The sequence below is a fragment of the Ruegeria sp. HKCCD4315 genome (assembly GCF_013112245.1).
Classification (GTDB): Bacteria; Pseudomonadota; Alphaproteobacteria; order Rhodobacterales; family Rhodobacteraceae; genus Ruegeria.
Genome location: NZ_WVRN01000001.1, coordinates 1592218 through 1616907 on the forward strand (window position 1 = coordinate 1592218; position 24690 = coordinate 1616907).

Genomic DNA, 24690 nt, shown 5'->3' on the forward strand with positions numbered 1-24690 from the left:
CTGTCGCTGGATACGGCCGTATTCAGCGCCGAAGTAAGGACAACCCGCCATGCAAGTGCAACGCCAGGCAGTCACAGTGGAAGACGCTGAGGCCATCCCGCGCCATTATGTTTTTGTTCTTCTGGACAAGTTCTCGTTGCTGTCTTTTGCCTCGGCCCTTGATAGTTTGCGGATCGCAAACCGTATGGCGAACCAGGAATTGTATACTTGGACGCTGTCGGGCGAAGGCGGTGAAACCGTTACATGCTCAGCGGGAACCGAGTTCAAGCTGGATACGGATCTGGAAGAACTGCAACGCGATGATGTGGTTCTGATTTGCGGTGGCGTGGACGTTCAGACAGCGACCACCAAACGCGTTCTGAACTGGCTTCGGCGCGAAGCGCGCCGAGGGCTGCGAATCGGTGGGCTGTGCACCGCAGCCTACACGTTGGCCAAAGCCGGTTTGCTCGACAACAAGAAGGCAACGATTCATTGGGAAAACTCGGACAGCTTTGTCGAAGAGTTTGACGAGGTCGAGCTGACGAAATCGGTGTTCCAGATTGACGGTAGCCGCATGACAACGGCGGGCGGAACATCTTCGATCGATTTGATGCTGAAACTGATTGCGGATGATTTTGGGGAAGATTTGGCAAATGCGGTGGCGGACCAGATGATCTATTCGTCGATCCGGACGGATCAGGACACGCAGCGCCTTTCGACACCGACCCGGATTGGTGTGCGCCATCCCAAACTCAGCCAGGTTATCCTGATGATGGAAAAGAATATCGAAGAACCGATTTCACCTTCGATTCTGGCCAAGGATGTAGGAATGTCGACCAGACAGCTGGAGCGTCTTTTCCGCCGTTACCTTAGCCGTTCGCCAAAGCGCTATTATATGGAGCTTCGACTGCACAAAGCACGGAACCTTTTGATGCAGACGGACATGAGTGTGATCAACGTAGCGCTTGCCTGCGGGTTTGCCTCGCCCAGCCATTTCTCAAAGTGCTACCGCGCGCATTACAACACCACGCCCTACCGTGAGCGTGGGGCGCAAAGCGGTCGGTTGTCAGTTTAACCCTAGGGTGCCATTCGGTACACGGCACCCTTCCCAACCGAAATGAACCAGATCGATCCATCCGGGGCCTCGACGATATCGCGCACGCGCTCGGTCTCGGGACCCTTGATTTGCTCGACTTCGCGCAGCGGATTACCTGCAAGTCGGGCGATATAATCGAACTTCAACGAGCCAACAAAAATGTCGCCCTTCCATTGCGGCAAGAGTTTACCGGAATAGACCAGCAGACCAGAGGGTGCGATGGATGGGTCCCAAAACAGTTTCGGCTGTTCCAATCCGGCCTTCGCGGTGCCCTCGCCAATCTTTTGACCTGAATAATGCGTGCCGTAAGAAATGACGGGCCAGCCGTAGTTTCGGCCTGCGCGCGGTTGATTAACTTCATCCCCGCCACGTGCCCCATGTTCTGAAACCCATAGCCGCCCCCGCGCATCCAGCGCGGCCCCCTGAGGGTTGCGATGCCCAAAAGACCAGATTTCGGGTTTGACGTTCGATTGCCCGACGAATGGGTTATCAGCTGGGATAGATCCGTTCCGATTGATCCGAATGACCGAACCCATCGGAGATGACCTGTCCTGTGCGCTGTCAGGCTCTCCACGATCGCCGATCGTTACAAACAACGTTCCGTCCCGTGCCTCAACAACGCGGCTGCCAAAATGCCTGCCACCTGATCCGCCGGGCGTGGCTTCGTAGATCACGCGCACATTGGTCAGGCGTTTTCCGTTCTCGGATAAGCGAGCCACAGCGACCGCCGTTCCAGCCCCTTGGTTTTGAGGTTTTGAGAAGGTCAGAAAGACCTCGCGACTTTGCGCGAAATCGCGGGGGATCGTCACGTCGAGCAGTCCGCCCTGCCCTGTGGCAGCGACTTTGGGAACACTGCGCACCGTGTTGGTCTTGCCGTTCCGGACGAACAGCAAATCACCGTCCCGCTCGGTTACCAGGAACGTCCCGTCCGGTAGGATGCCCACCGCCCAAGGTGTATCCAGGCCACCGACCATTTTGGTCACTTCAATGTTCCCGGCGGATGTCGGCAGGGTCTGTGCCGTAGCTGAAACAGCGCTGAGCGAGAGAAACAGAATCATAAAGACACGAAACATGCTGGTCCCTTTCGGTGACGGTCACAGAAGAATTTCTAGCAAAACAGTTAGTTTCCCGATCAGCAAAAACACGTTTGCGTTAGGACTTTTCTTTTTCGGGCAGCTTGCCTAGGGTCAGGGCCAGAACAAAGTTGTTCATAACAGGGAGTAACCGTATGAAAAAGCTGCTTACTGCAACTGCAGCAACTGCACTTCTGGCCGGCGCGGCCATGGCAGACGATGTGAAACTGGGTATTCTGATCGGCTTTACCGGCCCGATTGAATCTCTCGCACCAGCAATGGGGTCCGGTGCCGAGTTGGCAATTGCCGAGGTCAACGAGTCCGGCAAGTTCATGGATGGCGCCACCGTCTCCGGTATGCGTGCCGACACGGGTTGTATCGACAACGGCCTTTCCACCTCGAACGGTGAACGCATGATCGCGGACGGTGTTGCCGGTATCATTGGCGGCGATTGCTCGGGCGTGACCGGTGCGATTTTGCAGAACGTTGCAATTCCAAACGGCATGGTCATGATTTCGCCTTCGGCAACATCTCCGGGCCTGTCGACAATGGAAGACAATGGTCTGTTCTTCCGCACCGCCCCGTCGGATGCGCGTGAAGGCCAGGTGATGGCAGACATCCTCAAAGATCGCGGCATCGAATCCATCGCCCTGACCTATACCAACAATGACTATGGCAAGGGTCTGGCGGATGCGATCCAGTCGTCGTTCGAGGCCGCAGGTGGCGAAGTGACCATCGTGGCCGCGCATGAAGACGGCAAGGCGGACTATTCCGCTGAAGTTGGCGCACTGGCGTCGGCAGGTGGCGACATTCTGGTTGTCGCAGGCTATCTGGACCAAGGTGGTCTTGGCATCATCCAATCGGCGCTGGACAGCGGTGCATATGACACATTCGGTCTGCCGGGCGGCATGATCGGTGACTCGCTGCCGGCCAATGTCGGCCCCGACCTGAACGGTTCTTTCGGTCAGATCGCGGGTGCGGGTGGCGAAGGTCCTGAAAAGTACTTTGCTCTGGCCGAAGCTGCCGGTTTTGACGGCTCTTCGCCGTACTCGCCGGAATCCTATGACGCTGCTGCGCTGTTCATGTTCGCCATGCAGGCTGCGGGATCGACCAATCCGGCCGATTACGCAGGCAAGGTCATGGAAGTTGCCAACGCACCGGGTGAAAAGATTTATCCGGGTGAGCTGGCCAAGGGGCTGGAGCTTTTGGCCAACGGTCAGGACATCGACTATGTCGGTGCGTCTGGTGTTGAGCTGATCGGCCCCGGTGAAAGTGCCGGTTCCTATCGCGAGATCGAAGTGACCGACGGCGAAAACAAGACCGTAAACTTCCGTTGATCAAACGTAAAATACCATAAAAACAAGCAGCCCGGGCCTTGTGTCCGGGCTGTTTCAATGACAAAAGGCTGCACCTCGCGACGCGAGGCAAAGGCAAGGGGATAACATGATCGTCGTCGAAGACGTGCACAAGCATTTCGGCGGATTTCACGCGGTGGACGGGGCATCGCTGGAAATCCAAAAAGGGTCGATCACCGGCCTGATCGGGCCGAACGGTGCAGGAAAAACCACTCTGTTCAATGTGATCGCGGGCGTTCTGCCACCTACCAGCGGCAAGGTGTTCATGGATGGTGAGGATATCACCGGCCTGCCCCCGCATGAGCTGTTTCACAAGGGATTGCTGCGCACCTTCCAGATCGCGCACGAGTTTTCCTCGATGAGCTGCCGTGAAAACCTAATGATGGTGCCCGGTGCGCAATCGGGTGAATCGCTGTGGAACACCTGGTTTGGCCGCAAGCGCATCGCGGATGAAGAACGCGCGCTGCGGGCCAAGGCCGATGAGGTGCTTGAGTTTCTGACCATCGAACACCTGGCCGACCACAAGGCGGGTCAGGTCTCGGGCGGGCAGAAAAAGCTGCTGGAACTTGGCCGCACCATGATGGTCGACGCCAAGATCGTGTTTCTCGACGAGGTCGGTGCCGGTGTGAACCGTACCCTGCTGATGACCATTGCCGACACCATCCTGCGCCTGAACAAGGAACGCGGCTACACCTTCGTAGTCATCGAGCACGACATGGATTTCATCGGCAAGATCTGTGACCCGGTCATCTGTATGGCCGAGGGCAAGGTTCTGGCCGAGGGCACTCTGGACGAGATCAAAGCGAATGAGCATGTGATCGAGGCTTATCTGGGCACCGGCCTGAAGAACAAAGACAAGCTGGAGGCAGGCGCGTGAGCGACAATCCTTACCACGACGACAAAGGGAACAAGGACGCCTCGATCACCAACACGCACGGCGTTGGCACGATGACGCCTGCGCATCCCAAAAGTGGTGAAGCGCAATACGTTGGTGGCGGCGGCCCCTTCCTGATTGGCGACACGATGACCGGCGGCTATGGCAAGGGGCCGGACATTCTGCATGATTGCACCATTGCGGTCGACAAGGGTGAGATCGCGGTGATCGTTGGCCCCAACGGCGCGGGCAAGTCCACCGCGATGAAAGCCGTTTTCGGCATGCTGGACGTACGTGCCGGTTCGGTTCGGCTGGACGGCGAAGACATCACCAAGCTGTCACCGCAGGACCGCGTGATCAAAGGCATGGGCTTTGTGCCGCAGACCTCGAACATCTTCACGTCCATGACGGTGGAAGAGAACCTGGAAATGGGCGCCTTCATCCGACGTGACGATATCACCGAGACGATGGAGCAGGTCTATGACCTCTTCCCCATCCTGCGCGACAAGCGCAATCAGGCCGCCGGAGAGCTGTCAGGCGGTCAACGCCAACAGGTCGCCGTGGGCCGCGCGTTGATGACTCAGCCCAAGGTTCTGATGCTGGACGAACCCACTGCCGGTGTGTCTCCCATCGTGATGGATGAGCTGTTTGATCGGATTATCGAGGTTTCGCGTACTGGCTTGCCGATCCTGATGGTCGAACAGAACGCCCGTCAGGCACTGGAGATCGCGGACAAGGGATATGTGCTGGTTCAGGGGCGGAATGCCTATACCGGCACAGGCAAAGAACTGCTGGCCGATCCTGAGGTTCGTAAGAGTTTCTTGGGGGGGTGAGGATGAAAGTTTTGGCCCTCATGGCAGTTCTTTCTGCCAATACCGGTGCGGCCACCGCACAAGACGTCACGAGATGTAAGCTGGAATACACGTGTGTTAATGTAGATGCATGTCAGACAACCAAAACGGGTCTCGGAGTTGATTTCGACTTTGTAACCTTGCCAGACAACCAGCTTCGTTTTGACCTTGGAGATGACAGTTTGCCGTTGCTAAAGGTCCAGCAAGTGACCGATGACTTGATGACCGCACATGGCTGGGATTCTGATCGATCAGCATCTTACACCTTCAGCTTGTTCGCTGATGGGATTGTCGCGTACACGACCCACGTCTTTGTAGGCAAAGGTATAAGCCTGACCGGCCTTGGCCGCTGCGAGGTAAATAGCTAATGGACTTCCTTAACGCCCTTGTGGCGCTCTCCAACTTCGTCCTTGTTCCCGCAATCGCCTATGGCAGCCAGTTGGCGCTGGGGGCTTTGGGGGTGACGCTGATCTATGGCATCCTGCGGTTTTCGAACTTTGCCCACGGCGATACGATGGCTTTTGGCGCAATGATCGCTGTTCTGGTCACGTGGGGCCTGCAAGCTGCCGGGGTCAGTTTCGGGCCGCTGCCAACCGCTCTGCTGGCCCTGCCCTTTGCCATTCTGGGCTGTATCATTCTGGTGCTGATCACCGACCGGCTGGTTTACAGGTTCTACCGGGAACAAAAGGCCAAACCGGTGATCCTTGTGATCGTCTCGATGGGCGTGATGTTCATCATGAACGGCATCGTGCGCTTTATCATCGGGCCGGATGATCAAAGGTTCTCGGACGGTGCGCGGTTCATTATCTCGGCGCGCGACTTCAAAGCATTGACCGGGCTGCGCGAGGGATTGGCGATCAAAACCTCGCAAGGCATCACCGTGATCGTGGCGGTTGTCGCAGTGGCGTTGCTGTTCTGGTTCCTCAACAAAACCCGCACCGGCAAGTCCATGCGTGCTTATTCGGATAATGAAGATCTGGCGCTGCTGTCCGGCATCAACCCCGAGCGTGTGGTGATGATCACATGGATCATCGTCGCCGCACTGGCGACCACGGCTGGGGTTCTTTACGGTCTCGACAAGAGCTTTAAGCCGTTCGTCTATTTCCAACTTCTGCTGCCAATCTTTGCGTCGGCCATTGTGGGCGGGCTTGGCAATCCGCTGGGTGCCATCGCAGGTGGGTTCATCATCGCGTTTTCCGAGGTGACCATCACCTATGCGTGGAAAAAGGTGCTGACCTATCTGGCTCCGGAAAGTCTGGAACCCTCAGGCTTGGTCCAGTTCCTGTCCACCGACTACAAATTCGCCGTCAGCTTCGTGATCCTGCTGATCGTGCTTCTGTTTAAGCCCACGGGCCTGTTCAAGGGGAAAGCGGTATGACGGAGTCTGTCAAAAACACGCTGCTTTTTGCTGTTGTCGCCAGTTTGATCCTGCTGACAGGTTTCACTCAAAGCTGGAATACCGCCATTCTGATCCTGAACATGGGGTTGATCTCGGCCATCATGGCGATTGGGGTCAACCTGCAATGGGGCTTTGCGGGCCTGTTCAACGTAGGTGTGATGGGCTTCGTCGCGCTTGGCGGTCTGGCCGTGGTGCTGGTGTCAACACCGCCTACGCCGGGGGCCTGGGTTGCGGGCGGTTACGGGATTGTATTGTCACTGCTGTTGGGGGCTGCGACCGTTGTTGCCGCTGTTCTGGTGGCGACCAAGATGCGGAAAGGTCGGGCTCAGACCCTGACCATCATCGCAGTTCTGGTTGTAGGGTTCTTCATTTACCGCGCTGTGTTTGACCCTAATGTTGCTGCAGTCGAAGCTATCGACCCAGCGATTGCAGGTAATATCGGCGGTCTGAACCTCCCGGTTCTGCTGGCCTGGCCCGCCGGTGGATTGCTTGCGGCGGGCGCTGCCTGGCTGATCGGTAAAACGGCTTTGGGTCTGCGGTCGGATTATCTAGCGATTGCCACGCTGGGTATTGCCGAGATCATCATTGCCGTCATGAAGAACGAAGACTGGCTGGCCCGGGGCGTTAAAAATGTCTACGGCATTCCGCGCCCGTCCCCTGTTGTCGGTTACGAAGTTGAACTGCAACAAGATCCGGCGTTTCTGGCGCGCGCGGAATGGTTCGGGCTTGATCCGGTCACAGCCTCTACCCTTTCGGTCAAACTTGGTTATTCGCTGTTGTTCTTGATCGTCCTGCTGGCGTTGCTGTGGATGGCCCAGATGGCATTGAAAAGCCCGTGGGGCCGCATGATGCGCGCGATCCGTGACAATGAGGTCGCGGCCGAGGCGATGGGCAAAGACGTGACCCGCCGCCACTTGCAGATCTTTGTTCTGGGGTCGGCCATCTGCGGGATCGCGGGGGCTATGATGACCACGCTGGACGGTCAGCTGACACCAAGCGCCTACCAGCCCTTACGTTTTACCTTTCTGGTCTGGGTGATGGTGATCGTTGGCGGTTCGGGCAACAATTTCGGGTCCGTTCTTGGAGCATTTCTGATCTGGTTCCTGTGGGTTCAGGTGGAGCCAATCGGCCTGTGGCTGATGAACCTGATCACATCGGGCATGCCGGATGGCAGTTGGCTAAAAGCGCATCTGATCGAAAGCGCTGCCCATATGCGCCTGTTCACTATGGGTCTTATCCTGTTGATTGTTCTCAGATTTAGCCCAAGGGGCCTGATACCTGAGAAATAGGGTCAAACGATAACCAATTCGTGAAACCGCGCCTCCAAAGGGCGCGGTTTCTTGATTCTAAAGCGGTTTCTGAATACACGAACCCACCGCAGTGTTTTTCTTTTGCGGTCTGTTGCTGGCACTCACACCCGCCCAAGCCGATCTGAAACGATCATTCAAACGTGTTGATAAGAGTAAAAAATGAAAGCACCACGCTTCGGAACTGTTTTCCTGCTTTCGGTTGTTGCCGTTACAACAGCCGCCTGTATTCCCAGACCAGAAGATCTTGAGACAGCACCTGTCAAGGTTCAGACCCCCGAGGGCGTTGTGACCTGTCAGTTGTACCGTCAGGACCGGGTCACATGGGATCGCGCCATCGATTTCCCTGCAACCAAAATGTCAGTCCCACAGGCAGATGCCTATTGCCGCCAGGAAGGTCAGCGCCGATTGAAATAATTACGTCGGCGCCCTTCATGGGCGCCGCGCCGCTATCTGTTTTTGAACAGACCGCCCAGAATACCGCGCACAATGCGACGCCCGGTTGTTCCCTTCAGCTCTTTGATTACAGCGTCTGTCATTGCGGTTGCGAACGTGTCTTTTCTGCGCTGCACACGTGAAGACGACCGCCGGACCCGACTGCCAGAATATCTGCGAGCTGCGGAAAACTCGCGTTCCATTGGCGATTGAGCTTCCAGCACATCATCCAATTCCGCTTGCTCCGCAGCTTTTGCTGCCGCCTCGGCCCGCGTCTGCAGAATCTCAAAGGCAGATTTGCGATCTATACCCTTGTCATATTTTCCTGCCATCGGGGACGTCGCCAAAATCGCTTTGCGATCACCGCCAGAAATCGGCCCCAGCTGAGATCCCGGAGGACGAATCAAGGTGCGTTCGACAATGCCGGGAACCCCTTTCTTTTGAAGCATCGAGGTCACGGCCTCACCAACGCCAACTTCTCGGATCGCAGCTTCGGTGTCGAAAGCCGGGTTCTCTCGGTACGTTTCAGCGGCCATGCGCAGGTTCTTACGGTCGCGCGCTGTAAAGGCCCGTAAGGCGTGTTGGACGCGATTGCCCAATTGGCCCAGAATGTCTTCGGGAATATCCGCGGGGTTTTGAGTGATGAAATAGACCCCAACGCCTTTTGATCGGATCAGTCGCGCCACCTGTTCAACCTTGTCCACCAAAACCTTTGGGGCGTCGTCGAACAGCAGGTGCGCTTCGTCGAAGAAAAAGACCAGCTTTGGTTTCTCGGGGTCGCCAACTTCGGGCAGTTCTTCGAACAACTCACTCAACAGCCAGAGCAGGAAGGTGGCATAGAGCCGGGGTGAGGCCATTAACTTGTCCGACGCGAGGATGTTCACCATCCCCTGCCCGTTTTCGTCAACACGCATCAGATCAGCCAGATCCAGCGCCGGTTCGCCAAACAATTTGGTGCCACCCTGATTTTCAAGCACCAGCAATCGTCTTTGAATTGCGCCGATCGAAGAGGTCGACACGTTGCCATAGCGCAGGGACAGCTGCGCGCGATTTTCTCCGATCCAGACCAGCAATGCCTGAAGGTCTTTCAGATCCAGCAGCGGCATCCCTTCTTCGTCAGCCACCCGGAAGGCGATGTTCAGAATGCCTTCCTGCGCTTCGCTCAGTTCCAGTAAGCGCGACAACAGAAGCGGCCCCATCTCTGTAACGGTTGTGCGCACCGGGTGGCCTTGTTCACCAAAAAGATCCCAGAACGTCACGGGGCAAGCAGCATAGTTGAACGTCGAAAACCCGATACGTTCAACGCGGTCCATAAAGGCCTGATGCAGTTTGTGCGACGCGCTGCCAGCCACGGCCAGACCGGACAGGTCGCCTTTTACGTCGGACAGAAACACCGGGACGCCCGCTTGTGAAAACCCTTCGGCAAGTATCTGCAGTGTCACGGTTTTACCCGTTCCTGTCGCACCTGCGATCAATCCGTGGCGATTTGCAAAGTTCAACGCCAATTCCTGCGGTGTGCCATACCCTTCACCACCGCCGCCCAAAAAAATAGTCTTGCCCATTAACACTGCCTTATAGCTCACCGATCCGTGACCAGCATACAAAGTTAACCTTTGACTGCGATAGTCCTTTTGCCTTGCGGTGGTTTTTTGATCTCGCGGGGCAGACTTCCTCCCTGTCGACTGGCCGTGCCTTCGGGCACGGCTTTTTTTGCCTGCGCCAACACATGTTCAAGTGCTGAGGGTTGGATTAAAATTTCAGGATAGCTGTTGACCCACCGGCACCGCTCTCGTAGGGTTTGCGCATAAATAAGTCGGCCAGTCCGACGGGGAGAACCTTTTGAGGAAGGGAGCTGATAAAACGGCTCCCTTTTTCTATGTGTGGAAGGGCCTTTTCTAAAGCGTCGGGCAAGAATCTGTTCACGTTCCTCCGGGCTGCTCTGTTAGTGCCTGACACCGGTTCGGAAGAATGCTAAACGAGGCCAAAAGCTCAATCATCAAATCGAGGCATTCATGATCAAGAAACTTCTCTCCGCGAATGTACTGGCAGCCGCCTTTGTAAGCAGCGCGGCATTTGCCCAGGAAACCACTGACGACACACAAGCGCAGACAGAGGTACCCCAGACCCAAGCTACACAGGAATTGGATCTGGGTGAAAGCGGCCCCCGCGTTGGCGACCAATACGTCAAAGAAGAAAGCGGTGACTGGAACATCACGTGCTTAAAGACCGAAGGAGACAATGATCCTTGCCTGCTGCGTCAAATTCTGTCTGGTGCCGAGGGACAACCGGTTGCGGAAATCTCAGTCAACAAACTGCCCGAAGGTGCTACAGCCGTTGCTGCCGCCAGCCTGATTGTACCGCTTGAGACATTGCTGCAGGCCCAAATCGCCATATCCATCGATGGTGCACCCAGCAAAAGGTACAACTATCATCACTGCAACCCCGTGGGCTGCGTGGCGCAGTTGGGCTTTACCCAAGGCGACATCGACGCAATGAAGGGGGGCAGCACGGCCACTATTTCTATGGTGTCCATCCTAGCCCCCAATCAGCTCTTGCAAATCGAAATGTCGCTGGCCGGTTTCACCAGTGGTTACGACAAGCTGGACGTCTTGCAAAACTAAGTGCACGCCACAAAAAGGCCGCCCGTTCCGTGGCGGCCTTTTCTATTTGAGCGTCGTTTTTTCTTAAACTCGCTTCAGCGCCAAGACAGCATTCAGCCCGCCAAAGGCAAACGCATTGCTCAGGGCCACGTCAACTTTCGCTTCACGGGCGACATTCGGCACCACATCCAGCGCACATTCCGGGTCCGGCTCTTCATATCCGATGGTTGGTGCAATCACCCCGTCCCGCAGGGCCATGATACAAGCCAGCAATTCCACAGCTCCGGTCCCACCGATCAGGTGGCCGTGCATGGATTTTGTAGACGATATCATCAGATCATCTGCATGCGGTCCAAATACACCTGCAACGGCTGCGCACTCGGTTTTGTCATTGGCTGCCGTGCCTGTGCCGTGGGCGTTGATATAACAGACATCGCTGGCGTTCAGCCTGGCATCAGACAGAGCGCCCGCCATGGCCCGCGCGGCCCCCTGTTTACTGGGCATCACAATGTCGGCCGCATCCGAAGACATCGCAAAGCCGACAACTTCACACAGAACTTCAGCCCCGCGTGCGCGCGCATGTTCGTATTCTTCGAACACAAATATGCCAGCCCCTTCGCCCTGAACCATTCCGTTGCGGTTGGCGCTGAACGGGCGGCACGCGTCCTTGGACATCACGCGCAAGCCTTCCCACGCTTTGATCCCGCCGAAACACAACATGGATTCTGACCCGCCTGTGATCATCGCCGGAGCCGCCCCGCTGCGCACCATCTGAAAGGCTTGTGCCATGGCGTGATTGGAAGAGGCACAAGCGGTCGAGACGGTAAAGCTGGGCCCTTTGAGGTTATGCTCCATCGACACGTGGCTCGCCGCGGCATTGTTCATCAGTTTGGGAACAACAAACGGGTGCACACGGTTCTTACCATCCTCGTAGACCGAACGATAATTGTCATCCCAGGTCGAAACACCGCCACCTGCGGTTCCAAGCACGACGCCTGATCTGGCCGCCAATTCACCGTGAAACTCGATGCCTGACTGTTCAATAGCCTCTTTGGCAGCCGTCAGGGTGAACTGAGTGAACCGGTCGTACAAGGACATCTGTTGACGATTAAACCGCCCTTCCGCTTCGAACCCCCGGACCTGACCGCCGATCTTGATGGCCAGACGATCGACATCGCGAAATTCCAGTTCCGAGATGCCACAACGACCTTCGCGCATGGCCTCCAAAGTGTCAGGAACCGAATGGCCCAGTGAGTTGATCGTACCTGCGCCGGTAATAACAACACGTTTCATGAGAGCAGGTCAGACCTTTTCCGACACAAGCTGTTCGATCCCGGCAATGATGGCGGCCACATTGGAGATATCGAAATCATTGGCTTCAGGTTCGTTGGCATTGAACGGAACCGAAATGTCGAACTCTTCTTCGATTGCAAAGATGCTTTCTACCAGACCCAGGCTGTCGATACCCAAGTCCTCAAGCGTGCTTTCGGGCGTCACATCCGATGGCTCCAGCACGGCCTGCTCTGCAATGATTGCGATGACGCGGTCGCTGATGCTCATGTCGGTCCCCTGACTTTCGTTCTGAGGATGATTTAATCGCTCGGCGACTGTTTGAAAACAGCCTTTTTAAGTGCCTCAACGTCGCGGGCCATGCGCGGTAAACGGCGTTGGGCTTTGTAGATGTCCGTATGAGTATCCATTTTGATGCCCGGATAACCCATTATGACGCGGCCTGCCGGAACGTTGGACAGAATTTTTGTGCCTCCACCGGCAATCACACCGTCACCAATAAAGATGTTATCAACAACGCCAGTCTGACCACCCAGAACAACGTTACTGCCGATCTCGACAGATCCCGACACGCCGGTCTGACCACACAAAAGGCAATCGCGTCCCACACGCGTGTTGTGCCCCACATGTACCAGATTATCCAGTTTCGAGCCGTCTCCGATCCGGGTATTGCGGATCGTGCCGTTGTCGACGGTGCAGTTGGATCCAATCTCGACGTCATCGCCTATCTCGACCGCTCCCAAAGAGTGGATGCGAAGCCAGCTTTGTGCTTTGGCGTCACCTTGATCACCCATAGTCTTGCGGGCGTTCTCAGCGCCAGAGACTTCGGGGGTGACAAAGCTAAAGCCATCGCCTCCGATCCGGGCGCCTGGTTGCGCGACAAAGCGGTCTCCGATTTGCGCGCGGGCACCGATACTGACCATCTCGCGCAGCAACGCACGCTCTCCCAGCGTGGCATCGATGCCGATCGTGCAATGCGCGCCAATCACAGATCCCGCCCCGATCCGGGCGCGGGCACCGACAACTGTAAGAGGCCCGATAGAGACGTCTGCAGCAATCTCTGCCGTCGGATCAATCACGGCCGACGGGTGAATTCCCGGCTCTACCCCTTGTCCACGATCCAGCATGGCAGTGATGCCCGCCATGGCCATACGAGGACGTTTGACAAAGATCGCCGCACGCAGCCCCATAGCCTGCCAATCCGCGCCCTCCCACAAAACTGCAGCGCGCGCCTCTCCAACTGAAAGCGCGTCAGCATATTTCGGAGACATCGCCATCGCCAGATCTGTCGGACCAGCATCACTGGGTTCGGCAGCCCGCACAATCGTCAGGCCTGTATCGCCCTGGCATTCTGCGCTCAGAGCGTCGGCGATTTGTTGAACGGTAAACTGCATGACGGGTTTCCTTTTGGCAGGATTTGCCCCGTGCTTACCCCTGAACGTCCGACAGGGCTACCCCTGCCTTTTGAAGTGCGTCCCAAATCTTGGCATCGCGGTTATAGACGTCGCGGCGATACTGCACCTCGCCCTTCGGCCCGATATAGGCGGTGCGATAGATCAGATGCACTGGCACATGCTGGTCCAGTTCAACTTTGGTTTCCTTGCCGGTCTTGAGAACACGGTGAAAGAACGCCTTGGGGTCTTCCTCTTGTTTTGCCAGCAGCGCATAGGCGAATTCGAAAGGTTGCGCCAAACGTATACACCCGTGCGAGAACGCCCGCACCTCACGTGCGAACAGGCTTTTCTGTGGTGTATCATGCAGATAGATGTTGTACTTGTTGGGGAACATGAACTTCACCAAACCCAGCGCATTGCTTTTGCTGGGGGGCTGGCGCATCGCAAACGGGAAGTTTCGCGCCGTGAACTGAGTGAAATCCACAGCCCCACGATTAACCTGCCGCCCGCTGCGGTCAGTGATTTGAATATGCCCCACGGCGTTAGGATTGGACTGCAGTTTAGGCAGGTATTCCTTGGTGATGATCGAGCGCGGCACATACCAGCTGGGGTTGATCACCATATGCTCCATCACATCCGAAAACTCGGGGCTGCGGCGATCATGTGTGTTCTTGCCAATCACCGCGCGGGTTTCAAACGTAACCTGCCCGTCATCGACGATCTTGGCCGAGAAATCAGCCTGATTCACCAGAATATGACGCGCACCACGCTCTCGCGGCAGCCAGCGCTCCCTTTCCAGCGCGACATAGACTGCCTTTAGGCGGTCCGAGGCCGGACGGTTCAACTCGGTAATTGTGCCTTGGCCAGCGACACCGTCAGGTTCCAGCCCATGCGCCGTTTGAAAAGCCTGAACGCCAGCCAGCAGCGCATCGTCAAAAGACGGGCTGGCCGACGGTCTCATGTACCCCATTGCCACAAGACGATTGCGCAGTTTGACGACATTCGGCCCGGTGTCACCATACTCTAGTTTCGCGACCGGTACCGTCGCCCCCCAACCACCTTGATCCACCAAAGCTTGCAACAGCAGCTTTTGTTTCATCAGCGCGCGGTACTGTGGGGTTTGCGGCGACAGTTGTTCCAGATATTGCGCGCCTTGCTCCGCCAACCCTGACAAATGCTCGGCTGCACTTCGGTGCTCCACTCCCCGAACCAGTCCGTCGTCTACACGCCCAGGTTCAAGTGTGCCGGAATACAGCGCATCAGCGTATTCTACATACACCCGGCTGAGTTCGGCCTCGACCGCGCCAAGGTCACGAACAGACCGGGCCTGTTCCATCTGATCAATCAATGCCGAGACGGCAGCATCTGCATGGGGCAAACCGTGAAGATGTGCGTTGGACAATGCTTCAATCAACGCGGTCCTGCGTTGCATATGCTCAGGGGTTTCACCTACCCAAATTGGAGCGAACCCGTTCGTCCGGTAAAACTCGGCAATTGTCGATGCCTGCGGCGTGTGTTCCGCAATCGCCATTTGAAACGCTGTTTTCGGTTCGGGCGCAGACGCTGTGTTCGCAAAACCAGCGGTTGCTGCAAAACAAGCGGTGACAAGGATACTGGTACTGGTGCGGAAAACAGAAAGCATTACGGGGCCTTGAATATTCAAAAGATTGAACTTGGGATATGTGCGTCAGGCAACTATGGATTTGCCATCGATTACTTGTCTATTCACAAATCCCTTACCAAATCGCTTCTGATGATGTCTGATGCGTGTTTGCATCGGCCGGTTGGCAAAAACCTCACAGCTGCACAAATTCTAAGTGACACTGTGTCATTTGCGCAAAAAACTGCCGAAATTTCCCCCTTGAAAAGGTGAATCCGAAACACTTCTTGGCCGCTGATTCCGATTGTGTCATAAAAACCGCATCTGGGATGGGAAAAAATTAATACCGCGCGCGTAACATCGTGCGCAGGCAGGAACAGTACGGGACGAACCAAAAATGACCAAGAGCAGTTCCTCGGGCATGACCCGGCGTGCCCTATTGGGTGCATTTGCAGCTACCGCAGTTGCGGCAGCCCCCACATATTCCAATGCAGCAGGCTTTTTGCGCGGTGGCGGCGATATTCGTCGCATTCGTATGTATTCCGGTCGCACGGGCGAACGGTTGGATATGATTTATTGGGTCGATGGTAAGTATATCAAAGACGCTGTCAAAGAAGTGAACCATTTCATGCGCGATTGGCGCACGGATCAGGTTAAATCCATTGATTTGCGCACGATTGATATCATGGCGGCATCACACAACCTTCTGGATGTGAATGAACCGTATATGTTGCTGTCCGGTTATCGTTCTCCTCAGACCAACGCGATGTTGCGTTCAAGGTCGCGTCGCGTTGCGCGCAAGTCGCTTCATATGGAAGGTCAGGCTGCTGACCTGCGTCTGGCGTCTCGCTCAGTCTCGCAGATGGCCAAAGCCGCGATGTCGTGCCGTGCAGGTGGCGTCGGCCAGTATTATGGATCGAACTTCGTTCACATGGATTGCGGAGTTGTCCGTTCTTGGCGCGGTTAAAACGCAAACCAAAACGGGTCTCGCATATCTGAAACGCTTGTAGCAGGAATACTGGTTTCACCTGCTATATCCCTGCATCTCCTCCTCCACCGCCTGCGTCACCACCTCCGGAGTCGCTGGTTGATGGAGCTTCGGCAGTCGAGCTGCCAGTCTCACGCGTCTTTTCTTTGTCGACATCCGATTCAACATTAGACGCAGACACATTGCTGCTCTCGGCTTCATCGTCGCTGTCTGAATCGTCGTCGGTCAGCTTGCCAAGGATGAATGCTAGCACGACACCGACTATAACCCAGCTTGCAACGCTGGGGAGTGAATAGCCCGAAATAACAGTACAGCCCAAAACCGCAACTATTACGACCACAACGATAAACATTTTTTTTGAAGAGATGACTTGCACGTTCTTTCCTCCATCAAAGGTGACGCGAACCAACCCCATCGGGAAAGTGTATCGCAAAACGTGCCGCTAGAAAAATTTACGCTTAAATGAGAGCGCCTGTGGTCGTTCTTAAAACCTGGCGAAACCGAAATTTGGTTCCATGAAAATGGTTCAGAACATGTAAGAAAATGGCGCACCTGAGAGGATTCGAACCTCTGGCCTCTGCCTTCGGAGGGCAGCGCTCTATCCAGCTGAGCTACAGGTGCCTTGGTCGTTAGCTAACCTTGATCCGGTTTGGGTGCAACTGGAAATCGTGCTTGTCGCACCCAGTTTCAGATCAAAGTCAGGCGAAAAGATCATGTGCCAATTCAAGGGCATCGATCAGAATGTCGACCTCTTCCGTGGTGTTATAAAGACCAAAGCTGGCGCGGCATGTTGCTGTCACGCCAAGATGGTCCATCAGCGGCCCGGCACAGTGATGGCCTGCGCGAACAGCCACGCCTTTTTTGTCCAAGATGGTAGACACATCATGCGCATGGCCTGCTCCGTCCAGTGTAAAACTGAAAATGGCCGCCTTGTCGGGACGTGTGCCCTGAACCTGCAACCAGTTGAGACCGTTCAAGCGTTGCTTGGCATAGTCGCGCAGGCTTGATTCATGGGCCGCGATGTTCGCCATACCCAGATCCATCAAATAATCCAGTGCCACACCCAATCCGATCGTCTGAACGATACCGGGTGTACCGGCCTCGAACTTCATTGGCGGGTCGTTGTAGATGACCTGTTCCTTGCTGACCTCTTTGATCATGTCACCGCCGCCGATAAAGGGGCGCATTTCGGCCATACGTTCGGATTTGATGTAAATCGCGCCTGACCCGGACGGGCCATACAGCTTGTGACCGGTGATCGCGTAAAAATCACAGCCGATCTCTTCCACATTCACCGGCATATGGACCGCGCCCTGGCTGCCGTCCACCAGAACCGGAACACCTTTGGCATGGGCACCTTCGGTGATGGCTTTGACATCTACGACCGTACCCAGCACATTCGAACACTGGGTTACGGCAACCAGCTTGGTCTTTGGGCCAATCGCATCAATCACGGCCTGAGGGTCCAGCCCGCCGTCAGAGTCCACATCCACCCATTTAAGAACAACGCCCTGCCGTTCGCGCAGAAAATGCCAGGGTACGATATTGGCGTGATGCTCCATGACGCTCAGAACGATCTCGTCCCCGGCTTCAAGTCGCGGCATTGCCCAGCCGTAAGCAACAAGGTTGATCCCTTCGGTCGTGCCCGAGTTCAGGACGATTTCGTCCTCATTCGAAGCACCAAGAAAGCGGGCAACGGTGCCGCGCACGGATTCGTACTTCTCGGTTGCAAGGTTGGACAGGTAATGCAAGCCGCGATGGACGTTCGAATATTCCTCGGCATAAGCACGCGTCACAGCGTCAATAACGACCTGCGGTTTTTGAGCCGAGGCGCCATTGTCCAGATAGGTCAAAGGCTTGCCATTGACCCGACGCGACAGGATCGGAAAGTCAGAGCGGATTTTCTGTACATCGTACATAGGCGTGTTTCCTAGACGGGTCCAGTTGGATTGAACATCAGAACAATGGGAAGGGCGACAATAGCGGCCAAAAGAATTACGGCAAATGCCTTGCCAAGCGAGCCGAATTGATGCGCCTCATTCAGAAAATGCAGCGTTATGTAAAGGCTCCATCCCAAGGTCGCCAGCAGCAAGAGAAGCGTTAGAGCAGGCAAAGCCACGCTGGCAAGAACCATGGCCAGCAACGCGCCGCTTTGCAAAAAACTCAGCCAGATCATCAGGATCAACAAGCCGGAAAGCGTTGCACTGCCGCCAAGAACCCGTCCGACCAAAAGAAAGGCGACAACGCTCAGAAGCATCGCACCAGCGGATCGGATTAGAATGAACGGGATGCTTTCGGCCTCGGCGTTCACTGGGGCTTCGGGCGCCATAAAGATCAGGTCCGTGCTGAGTTGGATCAGGCAGTTAAAAACCACCACCAGAAAAAAGCTCAGCCAGACCGCTTCCCGCCCCAGATTCAATGCTAATATCTGACGGGCTGCTTCGGCAGGTTTCTTGAGCGTCAGAACCACCAGTGGGCCCAATTGTGGAATAGTCATTCAGCCGACCTTTGCACTTGTCTGAGACCGGATAACCAGAACCACACAAAAACAGCAACCCAGAGGATGCCCACAATTGACAAAGCAGGTCCGGGTCCGATGAACCCAGCCACCAGACCATTCAGCAAAACCAGCGGAGCGGACGAAAGCAGCGCCCAGAACAAGGCCAGCCTTGCCCCATAGGCCGAGCCCTTGCCGCCAACCAATCGCGCGGCCCAGTGCGAGACCAAAGCCAGAGTGTAGAAGAACAACGGCAAAATGAACACGGTGCCCAGCAGCGCACCGCCCAGCAGCATGTTCAGCTCAACACCTTCCAGATGCGCCTGGCGCGCGAGGCCGGGCATCTGCGCAATAAACGCGACGATGCAAAAGCCCATCACAAACACCAATGCCCGGTCTTCGCGTGGCCCCAAATCCAGAAGCCGGCGCACAACACGCCCCGGCCCCCGGTAAGTTGCCAAAATGTCTGACGAAAGAGCCATCAGCTGCGGCGGGCGAGCCACCCCTCCAGACGGCTGACAATCGCTTCGGCCAACGCGCTGTCTTCGATTTCGTCCACCGCTTCGGCCAGGAATGCAAGTGTCAGCATATTGGTCGCGTCCTTGGTCGGAACCCCGCGCGAGCGCAGATAGAACAGTGCGGTTTCGTCAATCGCGCCCGAAGTCGAGCCATGCGAACACGCCACATCGTCGGCGTAAATCTCAAGCTCGGGCTTGGCAAGGAACTGGCTGTCGTCATCCAGAAGCAGCGATTGGCTGATCTGGTAGCCGTCAGTTTTCTGGGCCCCTTCCTTTACAAGGATTTTTCCTTGAAACACACCAGTTGCTCCGTTGCGCAGAACCTTCTTGAACACCTGACGGCTTTCGCAATTCACTGCGTCATGGGTGATGAAGACCGTGTCGTCGTGATGAAAATCGCCATCTCCAACGCAGGCACCGGCCACATGGGCCACAGCGTCATCACCTGTCAGTTCAACGACTTGTTCGTTGCGGGTCAGGACGCCGTTTACGGTCAGCGTGAATGACTTATAGACCGATTCCGTTCCAAGACGGGTGAACATATGGGTCGCGGCGCGACGTTCATGGTCCCTGCCCTGCGCACGGACGTGGTGCAACGTACCGTTGTCCGCAATGTCGATCTCCATGCACTTGTTAAAGCGCGAAGCTGCTGGACCGGTTTCCAGAATGGTGGCCTCGGCCCCGCTTTCCACACGAACCACGTGATGCAGGATCGCGTCTGACGTCGGCGACGCATGGCGATAGATCAGGTTGATCGGTTTAGACGGTTTGCCTGTCACATGGATGGCAACACCATCCGACGCAAAAGCTGTGTTCAAAGCAGCCAACGGACGCTGAACCGGAGATTGGCCGCGGGCTTCCAAAACGCCATACAGATCTTTGGCCCAATGGATGTCTTTGCAGCAAATGTCTTCGAGGCGATCGATGCTTACGCCTTCCATCGACAGATCGTCCGACTCTTCGGCACTGAACACACCATCCACGAAGACGATGTTGAGCCGATCAAATTCACTGAACACCAGAGGCTCATCATCGGCAAACACTGCAGCGGGGATCGCGTCGGGCGCGACAAGTGTGTCGGGCTGAGTGTATTTCCAGTATTCATCGCGCCGCCCCGGAAGACCGATTTCCAGAACACGTGCCAAAGCGTCTTCACGCGCGGCACGGGTGCAGCCAGCGTCGGGCATCGTCAGCGCAGACAGCCGCGCCTCGGTTGCGGATTGTTTGACTTCGGGCAAGGCCATCAGTTCACCTCGGCAAGAATGTCGGCATAACCGTTGTTTTCAACCTCAAGCGCCAGATCCGGGCCACCGGTTTTGACGATGCGGCCATCGGCCATGATGTGCACGACATCCGGTTTGATGTGATCCAGCAAGCGCTGGTAGTGCGTGATCACCAGGAAACCACGGCCTTCATCGCGCAAGGCGTTCACACCTTCGGCCACCAGTTTCATCGCATCCACGTCAAGGCCCGAGTCGGTCTCGTCCATGATGCACATCTTGGGTTCCAGCATAGCCATCTGCAGGATCTCGTTGCGCTTTTTCTCACCGCCCGAGAAGCCCACATTGACCGGGCGCTTCAGCATATCAGCGTCGATCTTCAGGGTTTTCGCCTTTGCGCGTACTTCTTTCAGGAAGTCGGCTGCCGACAGTTCTTCTTCTCCGCGTGCCTTGCGTTGCGCATTCACAGCGGTCCGCAGGAAAGTCATGTTGCCAACGCCGGGGATCTCAACGGGATACTGGAACGCCAGGAATACACCTGCTGCGGCACGCTCTTCCGGTTCCATTTCCAACAGGTCTTCGCCGTCCAGGGTGGCCGAACCTTCGGTGACTTCATATCCATCACGACCAGACAAAACATAGCTGAGCGTCGATTTTCCCGACCCGTTAGGACCCATAATCGCATGTACCTTGCCGGCTTCAACCGTCAGGTCCACACCTTTGAGAATTTGCTTGTCTTCTTCTTCAAGCTGAACGTGCAGGTTCTTGATTTCCAGCATTTTTTCCTCGGCTCTTATCTCTATTCGCGCGTCATCTTGCGCGGGTGTCAATTCGATTTGAACGTTTCGGCTTTTTCGGCCGGAACGATCAGGAAGTTTTCATTGTCGCGGTCTTGCCCAAAGCTCCGAAGAGTTTCGTAGTTTTGCTCTGACATCCATTTCTGAAAGAACGCGCGGTTTTTGTGATCGACCTCGACAAATATGATGGGGCGCGTTGCGGCCACCGTGCGGGACAACCCGGCCAACACGTCCAGTTCCATACCCTCAACGTCGATCTTGATCAGATCCGGTGACATACCTTCCAACAGCGTATCCCCGGCCTCTACCCGCAGATTTCCAGATCCCGGTGTCAATTGCGTGCCGCCTAGATTGCCCGCCTCTGGCTTGAGATCAAAGCCAGAAGCAGCCTCGCGCCCTGCTCCTACACCCAGTCTCGAGCTGTCAACAACGTCTTCCAGGCTGTTAAGCTTGATGTTGCGTTTCAAGATGGCGATAGCGTCTGGGTTAACTTCGATTACGCGGACGATCTTGGTTGCGCAAACGCGCCCCCAATACACCGCATGGTTACCGATATTTGCTCCAATATCAGCGATTTGCGCGTTTTTCGGCAGGTAACGCGATATGTCTTGGAGCAGGCCCAGCTCGTACACGTCACCCCAAAAATGGCGTCCTTGGATCACGTCACGTGGATTGGACACTTCAAACAGCAGAAATTGACCGCCGGCATCGCAATACCGCACGAAAGGGCCACATAGGCTGACAAATACTTTGGCAACCGTGCGGTCAACAAACCGTTTGATCTTGGAACGCGGGCGCATAGTTAGCCGACGCTCCCCTCAAGCGAGATTGCCACCAGTTGTTGCGCTTCCATGGCAAATTCCATCGGCAGCGCTTGCAGTACGTCCTTGCAGAACCCGTTCACAACCAGCGCCACGGCCTCTTCCTCGTCCATGCCGCGCTGACGGCAGTAGAACAGTTGATCGTCATCCACTTTAGATGTCGTCGCCTCGTGCTCAACACGGGACGAATTGTTCTTGACCTCGATATACGGAACCGTATGTGCCCCGCATTTGTCTCCGATCAACAGAGAGTCACACTGCGTATAGTTCCGGCTGTCTTTGGCTTTCGGATGCATCGAAACCAGACCACGATAAGTGTTCTGCGCCTTACCTGCGCTGATGCCTTTGGACACGATGCGGGATTTGGTGTTTTTGCCCAGATGAACCATCTTGGTGCCGGTATCGGCCTGCTGATAGTTGTTGGCAATCGCAATCGAGTAGAACTCGCCCTGACTTTCGTTGCCGCGCAGGATGCAGGACGGGTACTTCCAGGTTACGGCCGAGCCGGTTTCTACCTGCGTCCACATCACTTTGGACCGATCACCTCGGCAATCGGCGCGTTTGGTCACAAAGTTATAGATGCCGCCCTTGCCGTTCTCATCCCCAGGGAACCAGTTCTGAACGGTCGAATACTTCACCTCGGCGTCTTCTTCGACGATGATCTCGACAACAGCCGCGTGCAGCTGGGCCGTATCACGCTGAGGTGCGGTGCAGCCTTCCAGATAAGAGACGTACGAGCCCTTGTCGGCGATGATCAGCGTGCGTTCGAACTGGCCGGTGTTTTCGGCGTTGATGCGGAAATAGGTGCTCAGCTCCATTGGGCAACGAACACCCGGCGGGATGTACACAAACGACCCGTCCGAGAAGACGGCTGAGTTCAGCGTCGCATAGAAGTTGTCCGAAACAGGAACAACAGTGCCAAGGTATTTCTTGACCAGTTCAGGGTGTTCTTTGATCGCTTCTGAAATCGAACAGAAGATCACGCCAGCCTTTTTCAACTCGGCTTGAAAGGTTGTACCCACGGAAACCGAGTCGAACACAGCGTCCACAGCAACTTTACGGCCTTCGGCTGGTGCATCTTCAGCGCCCTCTACTCCAGCCAGAATCATCTGTTCTTTCAGTGGGATACCCAGCTTCTCGTAGGTAGCAAGCAGCTTGGGATCGACCTCATCCAGCGACTTTGGCTTTTCTTCCATCGATTTCGGACGCGCATAGTAATACTGGTCCTGGAAATCGATTTCAGGGTAGTTGACCATCGCCCATTTGGGCTCTTCCATCTTGGTCCAGCGTTCAAATGCGGCCAGACGCCATTCGGTCATCCATTCCGGCTCATCATTCTTATCCGAGATCAGACGGACGATATCCGGGTTCACGCCTTTTGGCGCGTACTCCATCTCAATGTCCGTGTCCCAGCCGTACTTATAGGTGCCGACCTCGCGTACCGCATCCACGGTTTCCTGATCGACACCCTCTTTCACCTGGGTCTGGTCCAAAGCGGCCATAACTTACCCTCCGTCAGATCACGCAGCCCGCGCGCGATGCTTTTTCTCTTTCTCAAGCCACGTTTCGGCGAAACGCAGCACATCTTCTTTCGTTGTCCGAGGGCCCAGCGAAACGCGAATTGCGCTGCTGGCTGTCACCTCGTCGTATCCCATTGCGGTGAGCACCGCGCTGGCACGAACCTTGCCGCTGGAACAGGCAGAGCCCGCACTGACCGCAAAACCCGACAGATCCATCTGCATGACCTGGGTCTCACCTTTCCAACCGGGGGCGGCAAAACACAGGGTGTTGGGCAGGCGTTGCCGCCCTTTCCCGACAAAAATAGGTGATTTTACAGCAGCCTCAAGAGCGTTTTCTAGAATATTTCTAAATTCTTCAACCTGCTCCCAAACACCACTGGCCAGGTCCCGTGCTGCCGCCTCAGCTGCGGCACCGAAACCCACGATTCCAATGACATTTTCCGTTCCAGATCGACGACCCATTTCCTGACCACCGCCCTTGATCTGAGCTGGCAGATCAGTTCCGCGTTTCATAACAACCGCGCCAACACCCTTGGGGCCGCCCAGTTTATGCGCCGACACCAGGGCCATCTGGGCATACATCCAGTTGAACGCAATCGGAAGCTTCCCAAAGGCCTGTGTGGCATCTGTCACGGCCAATCCGGGCGGCAAGGACTGAACGATTCCGGTCTCGGAATTTGCCAGTTGAAGGGTCGAGGCTTCGGGTTCTGTTACCAATACCTCGCCAGCTTCAGAAACGCAGAGGTCTTCTTTGATCCAAGCCCTTACGGCATCATGTTCGACTGCGGCACCATGCAGGTGACGCCCAGCCAAAGTAAGAGATGCGCCTTCGGTGGAGCCAGAGGTGAAAACGATGTCCGCGCCATCCGCACCAAAGGCGGCTGCAACCTGTGCCCGTGCTCGTTCGACAAGTGCCTTTGCGGCACGGCCCTCGGCATGGACAGAAGACGGATTTCCGCAGACTTCCATCGCGGCAATCATCGCCTCTCGTGCCTCAGGGCGCAGAGGTGTGGTTGCGTTATGATCCAGATAAACACGATTCATGGATGCATCTTTTTGCCAACAAATTTCATATG

The 24690-nt window shown here is 55.8% G+C and carries 25 protein-coding genes and 1 tRNA gene; 10 read left to right on the forward strand and 16 right to left on the reverse strand.

Going from position 1 to position 24690, the window contains the following annotated elements; translation table 11 throughout:
* The first annotated feature begins 49 nt into the window (after positions 1–49).
* On the forward strand, positions 50–1054 hold the full coding sequence (locus tag GS646_RS08060; protein WP_171105248.1) for a GlxA family transcriptional regulator: 1005 nt from the start codon (positions 50–52) through the stop codon (positions 1052–1054).
* A 2-nt stretch (positions 1055–1056) separates the two neighbouring features.
* Here GS646_RS08060 and GS646_RS08065 read toward each other — a convergent pair whose 3' ends face one another.
* Positions 1057–2148, reverse strand: coding sequence for a PQQ-dependent sugar dehydrogenase (locus tag GS646_RS08065; RefSeq protein WP_171646939.1), 1092 nt, complete (start codon positions 2146–2148; stop codon positions 1057–1059).
* A gap of 155 nt (positions 2149–2303) precedes the next feature.
* Here GS646_RS08065 and GS646_RS08070 point away from each other — a divergent pair, with 155 nt between their 5' ends.
* The 7 genes from GS646_RS08070 to GS646_RS08100 all read left to right on the forward strand — a co-directional run bounded on the left by GS646_RS08070 (position 2304) and on the right by GS646_RS08100 (position 8351).
* Complete coding sequence (locus GS646_RS08070) at positions 2304–3485, forward strand: ABC transporter substrate-binding protein (protein WP_171090017.1); 1182 nt, start codon at positions 2304–2306, stop codon at positions 3483–3485.
* Positions 3486–3591: 106 nt separating this feature from the next.
* Positions 3592–4380 (forward strand): ABC transporter ATP-binding protein, encoded by a 789-nt coding sequence (locus GS646_RS08075; protein WP_171174031.1) that lies wholly within the window; start codon positions 3592–3594, stop codon positions 4378–4380.
* Positions 4377–5210, forward strand: a complete 834-nt coding sequence (locus tag GS646_RS08080; protein WP_171090013.1) for an ABC transporter ATP-binding protein — start codon at positions 4377–4379, stop codon at positions 5208–5210. The genes GS646_RS08075 and GS646_RS08080 overlap by 4 nt, the downstream gene beginning before the upstream one ends.
* A 2-nt stretch (positions 5211–5212) precedes the next feature.
* Positions 5213–5596 (forward strand): hypothetical protein, encoded by a 384-nt coding sequence (locus tag GS646_RS08085; protein WP_171183196.1) that lies wholly within the window; start codon positions 5213–5215, stop codon positions 5594–5596.
* Positions 5596–6606, forward strand: coding sequence for a branched-chain amino acid ABC transporter permease (locus GS646_RS08090; protein ID WP_171183195.1), 1011 nt, complete (start codon positions 5596–5598; stop codon positions 6604–6606). The genes GS646_RS08085 and GS646_RS08090 overlap by 1 nt, the downstream gene beginning before the upstream one ends.
* Positions 6603–7916: a branched-chain amino acid ABC transporter permease gene (locus GS646_RS08095; protein ID WP_171183193.1), complete on the forward strand. Its 1314-nt coding sequence runs from the start codon at positions 6603–6605 to the stop codon at positions 7914–7916. The genes GS646_RS08090 and GS646_RS08095 overlap by 4 nt, the downstream gene beginning before the upstream one ends.
* Before the next feature lie 180 nt (positions 7917–8096).
* Positions 8097–8351, forward strand: a complete 255-nt coding sequence (locus tag GS646_RS08100) for a hypothetical protein (protein WP_171183191.1) — start codon at positions 8097–8099, stop codon at positions 8349–8351.
* Positions 8352–8383: 32 nt separating this feature from the next.
* On the opposite strand, the gene GS646_RS08105 is transcribed toward GS646_RS08100, so the two are convergent.
* Positions 8384–9931, reverse strand: coding sequence for a helicase HerA-like domain-containing protein (locus GS646_RS08105; protein WP_171183189.1), 1548 nt, complete (start codon positions 9929–9931; stop codon positions 8384–8386).
* 450 nt (positions 9932–10381) lie between these two features.
* Here GS646_RS08105 and GS646_RS08110 point away from each other — a divergent pair, with 450 nt between their 5' ends.
* Positions 10382–10990: an invasion associated locus B family protein gene (locus tag GS646_RS08110; RefSeq protein ID WP_171090001.1), complete on the forward strand. Its 609-nt coding sequence runs from the start codon at positions 10382–10384 to the stop codon at positions 10988–10990.
* A gap of 63 nt (positions 10991–11053) precedes the next feature.
* On the opposite strand, the gene GS646_RS08115 is transcribed toward GS646_RS08110, so the two are convergent.
* The 4 genes from GS646_RS08115 to GS646_RS08130 are packed head-to-tail and all read right to left on the reverse strand — an operon-like array spanning position 11054 to position 15295.
* Positions 11054–12262 (reverse strand): beta-ketoacyl synthase, encoded by a 1209-nt coding sequence (locus tag GS646_RS08115; protein WP_171183187.1) that lies wholly within the window; start codon positions 12260–12262, stop codon positions 11054–11056.
* A 9-nt stretch (positions 12263–12271) separates the two neighbouring features.
* Positions 12272–12529, reverse strand: a complete 258-nt coding sequence (locus GS646_RS08120; protein ID WP_171089997.1) for an acyl carrier protein — start codon at positions 12527–12529, stop codon at positions 12272–12274.
* 32 nt (positions 12530–12561) lie between these two features.
* A complete protein-coding gene (lpxD, locus tag GS646_RS08125) occupies positions 12562–13653 on the reverse strand; it encodes a UDP-3-O-(3-hydroxymyristoyl)glucosamine N-acyltransferase (protein ID WP_171646938.1) in 1092 nt (363 codons plus the stop codon).
* A gap of 34 nt (positions 13654–13687) precedes the next feature.
* Entirely contained in the window at positions 13688–15295 is a 1608-nt protein-coding gene (locus GS646_RS08130; protein WP_171183183.1) for a murein L,D-transpeptidase, read from the reverse strand.
* A 355-nt stretch (positions 15296–15650) separates the two neighbouring features.
* On the opposite strand from GS646_RS08130, the gene GS646_RS08135 reads away from it, so the two are divergent.
* Positions 15651–16220 (forward strand): DUF882 domain-containing protein, encoded by a 570-nt coding sequence (locus GS646_RS08135; protein WP_171646937.1) that lies wholly within the window; start codon positions 15651–15653, stop codon positions 16218–16220.
* A 64-nt stretch (positions 16221–16284) separates the two neighbouring features.
* Here GS646_RS08135 and GS646_RS08140 read toward each other — a convergent pair whose 3' ends face one another.
* The 10 genes from GS646_RS08140 to GS646_RS08185 all read right to left on the reverse strand — a co-directional run bounded on the left by GS646_RS08140 (position 16285) and on the right by GS646_RS08185 (position 24658).
* Positions 16285–16617, reverse strand: a complete 333-nt coding sequence (locus tag GS646_RS08140; protein WP_171183181.1) for a hypothetical protein — start codon at positions 16615–16617, stop codon at positions 16285–16287.
* Between the two features lie 168 nt (positions 16618–16785).
* Positions 16786–16862, reverse strand: a tRNA-Arg gene (locus GS646_RS08145).
* Positions 16863–16939: 77 nt separating this feature from the next.
* Entirely contained in the window at positions 16940–18160 is a 1221-nt protein-coding gene (locus GS646_RS08150; protein ID WP_171646936.1) for a cysteine desulfurase, read from the reverse strand.
* Between the two features lie 11 nt (positions 18161–18171).
* The gene (locus tag GS646_RS08155; protein WP_171183178.1) at positions 18172–18738 is read right to left on the reverse strand and encodes a YIP1 family protein; all 567 of its coding nucleotides are present in this window, start codon (positions 18736–18738) and stop codon (positions 18172–18174) included.
* Positions 18735–19220: a YIP1 family protein gene (locus tag GS646_RS08160; RefSeq protein ID WP_171089983.1), complete on the reverse strand. Its 486-nt coding sequence runs from the start codon at positions 19218–19220 to the stop codon at positions 18735–18737. Before GS646_RS08160 ends, GS646_RS08155 begins: the two co-directional genes overlap by 4 nt.
* Positions 19220–20500, reverse strand: coding sequence for a Fe-S cluster assembly protein SufD (gene sufD, locus GS646_RS08165; protein WP_171183177.1), 1281 nt, complete (start codon positions 20498–20500; stop codon positions 19220–19222). Before sufD ends, GS646_RS08160 begins: the two co-directional genes overlap by 1 nt.
* The gene (gene sufC / locus GS646_RS08170) at positions 20500–21255 is read right to left on the reverse strand and encodes a Fe-S cluster assembly ATPase SufC (RefSeq protein ID WP_171089980.1); all 756 of its coding nucleotides are present in this window, start codon (positions 21253–21255) and stop codon (positions 20500–20502) included. Before sufC ends, sufD begins: the two co-directional genes overlap by 1 nt.
* A gap of 47 nt (positions 21256–21302) precedes the next feature.
* Positions 21303–22073, reverse strand: coding sequence for an FkbM family methyltransferase (locus GS646_RS08175; protein ID WP_171183174.1), 771 nt, complete (start codon positions 22071–22073; stop codon positions 21303–21305).
* Between the two features lie 2 nt (positions 22074–22075).
* A complete protein-coding gene (sufB, locus tag GS646_RS08180) occupies positions 22076–23596 on the reverse strand; it encodes a Fe-S cluster assembly protein SufB (RefSeq protein ID WP_171089979.1) in 1521 nt (506 codons plus the stop codon).
* An 18-nt stretch (positions 23597–23614) separates the two neighbouring features.
* Entirely contained in the window at positions 23615–24658 is a 1044-nt protein-coding gene (locus tag GS646_RS08185; protein WP_171183171.1) for a cysteine desulfurase family protein, read from the reverse strand.
* Positions 24659–24690: the final 32 nt, after the last annotated feature.